The organism is Flavobacterium sp. GP15 (assembly GCF_014281985.1).
Lineage (GTDB): Bacteria > Bacteroidota > Bacteroidia > Flavobacteriales > Flavobacteriaceae > Flavobacterium > Flavobacterium pygoscelis.
Map to the genome: position 1 here is coordinate 1 of NZ_JACFTC010000021.1, position 2,546 is coordinate 2,546.

The window sequence follows — 2,546 nt, forward strand, 5'->3', positions numbered from 1 at the left end:
AGTAGCTGGCCATTTACACTACTCAATATTAACTTTTAAATGATTTATAATATTAGGCAAATCTGATATCGAGCAAAACCATCCATTTTCACCTTCGTTAATACGAATACCAAAAACCCCTCTTTCTGACAATTGATACAACATTTCAATTGAATCTTTAACTTTCATTTTGATTAAAAAAGCAGTTCGGTCTTCTCTAATGAATCCTTCAAATTGTTTACAATAATCATTTGCATTTTTACTGTCGGTAAAAATAAAAACCCATGAATTTTCATCAACAACACCAATAAAAGGTTTAGAATTTTCAATTTTTTGGTTGTTTGGAGTTATAAAAATCCAATTATTTAATTCTAACAATTTTCTGTATAACTTATAGAGGTCGTCAATTTCTCCACTTTTTCTTGCAATAGCAACAAGAGAATCGAAATCAGTTATTATTTGATTCTCAGTTTTTTCTGAAAGATTATTTTTACTGAATAGTTTATTTAAAAAGTTCATCATTTTATTTCTAAGGTACTTATTTTTAGTCATCTGCGGTTGGCTTGCTACTAACGTCTTGGCGCTTGGCGAGATTGGGGACTTTATAGCAGAGTATTTTCTACCGAAACGAAGATATGATAAAAAACGTTAATTCCACTAAAACCCCAATCTCGCCAAACGGCTGTTAGTGGCTGCCTTTATCTATCGGATTATTCATTAACCACTCTTTTTCACTTTCCCATAAAAAGTCATCTTTTTTTAGTTCCAAAAGAGAATAAATATCTTTAATAACTTTAGAGTCAGGGAATTTAATTAAAAAATTCATTGCTATTATAAGTTCTGTATATCCATATTCACCAATAACTTCAATATTTCTTTTTTTGGAAATCAATTCTTTAATCCTTTTGATAATATTTGGAATTACTTCGTCATTTCCATACATAACAACTGCTTGAAGAGCAGTAAATTTATTTTTACTTTTTTTTAATTGTTCTAAGTATAGTGGTAATTCCTTTTCTTTTGCAATTTGGTATATTCCCCACAATGCACTATTTGATATATCTTGTTTTGAATGTGTAATAAGTTCTTTTAATTTTGGTAAACTTTTGTGAAATCCTGATGTAGAAAGTACTTGTGTCGAATATAATAAATCATATTGATTAGTCGAATTTTCTAATATCATAATTAATTTATTTTCGCATTCTGTACTATTACAGTTTTCTAATGCAAGAATTGCATTATGACGAATGAGATTAGATTTGTTATTTAAGAAGTTGAAAATATTTGCTAAATCAATTTCTTTAGGTTTTTTAAAAGATGAAATAATCTTAAGTAAATCTTCAATAATTCCTTTGCTTTTTTCCTTTTTAAGTTTTTGTAAAAAGAAGTTTAGTGATTCAATATCATTATTTGGTAATGCAATTTTGCTGATTATATAATAGGCTTTATTTCTTTTATTTTCATCTAATTCATTATTTACAATTTCAAAAAGTGTAGGTAGTAAGTTTTCATCTTTAATATTGTCAACTTCACGATAAGCATTATATGCAATAGTTTCAGAACTTGTTTTTTCAAGATTTCTGTCACACATTCGATTAATTAATTCTTCTAAATAAGTTCTCATTTCGTTGATTTTCAGGTAAGGTTGCCACTAACGTCTTGGCGCTTGCCGTGGTTGCGGACTTTCTAGCAGAGTATTTTCTACCGTAACGAAGATATGAATAAAAACGTTAATTCCACTAAACCCGCAATCATTGCAAACGGCTGTTAGCGGTTCGGCAGTTTATTTATTCTAAATGTCTATTCCAAATTATAATTTTTGTCTTTTCAATTTCCGCCAAATATTTTATTAAGCATCTTTTATCACTTTAAAATCAAAAAAAAATCGAGAAAATTTAGCTTATTAAATTTCTATTTTCCATTTTAGTATTTTGCTAATTTCGTCATTTTTCTTTTTTGTTATCTCAGTAAATTCCAATATTCCAGTTTCCACATGCGATAAACTTAATCAGATTCCAACTTTCAAGTTTCTGCTTTCTACAAGCATAATCGACTTCAATTTTCTATCTTAAAAACTCAAAAAAAATCGATGAAATTTATCTTTTTAAATTCTAAATATTTCTATTTTTCTGTGGTTTTATTTGCTCCAACGCTGCTGACCGCTAACGTCTTGGCGCTTGGCGAGGTTGGGAACTTCGTAACCGAGTTCTTTCGGCTAAGATAGAATATCTTGCGAAAGAAAAACATGAATTTACTACAAAATTCGCAATCTTGCCAAACGGCTGTTAGGCAACGTAATAATATTTATCATATTCTGCCATTCTAGCTACCGATTCAGTTCGGCTATATATTCCAATTTTCAAATTCCAACCTTTTATTTTACCGCGCTAAACTGAAAAAATATTTTTTGTTTTAAATTGCAATTTTTACGATTCTATTTTTAGATTAATTTCGGTTTTTCGTTCCAATTTTAAAATTCCAATATGCAATGCAATTCCGCAAAATATTCCAACTTTTCCATTCACTTTGTAAAAAATTTAAAATTCCAAAATGCAATGTAATTCTGT

Annotated in this window: 2 protein-coding genes; both read right to left on the minus strand. The window is 28.7% G+C overall.

Going from position 1 to position 2,546, the window contains the following annotated elements; translation table 11 throughout:
* Positions 1 to 18: 18 nt before the first annotated feature.
* On the minus strand, positions 19 to 531 hold the full coding sequence (locus H2650_RS15625; RefSeq protein ID WP_188051758.1) for a hypothetical protein: 513 nt from the start codon (positions 529 to 531) through the stop codon (positions 19 to 21).
* A gap of 133 nt (positions 532 to 664) precedes the next feature.
* The gene (locus H2650_RS15630; RefSeq protein WP_188051759.1) at positions 665 to 1,603 is read right to left on the minus strand and encodes a hypothetical protein; all 939 of its coding nucleotides are present in this window, start codon (positions 1,601 to 1,603) and stop codon (positions 665 to 667) included.
* Between the last annotated feature and the right edge of the window lie 943 nt (positions 1,604 to 2,546).

Bases quoted from the DNA above. Each gene is read 5' to 3' on its own strand.
- H2650_RS15625 (WP_188051758.1), bottom strand. From the start codon at position 531: ATGACTAAAAATAAGTACCTTAGAAATAAAATGATGAACTTTTTAAAT.
- H2650_RS15630 (WP_188051759.1), bottom strand. From the start codon at position 1,603: ATGAGAACTTATTTAGAAGAATTAATTAATCGAATGTGTGACAGAAAT.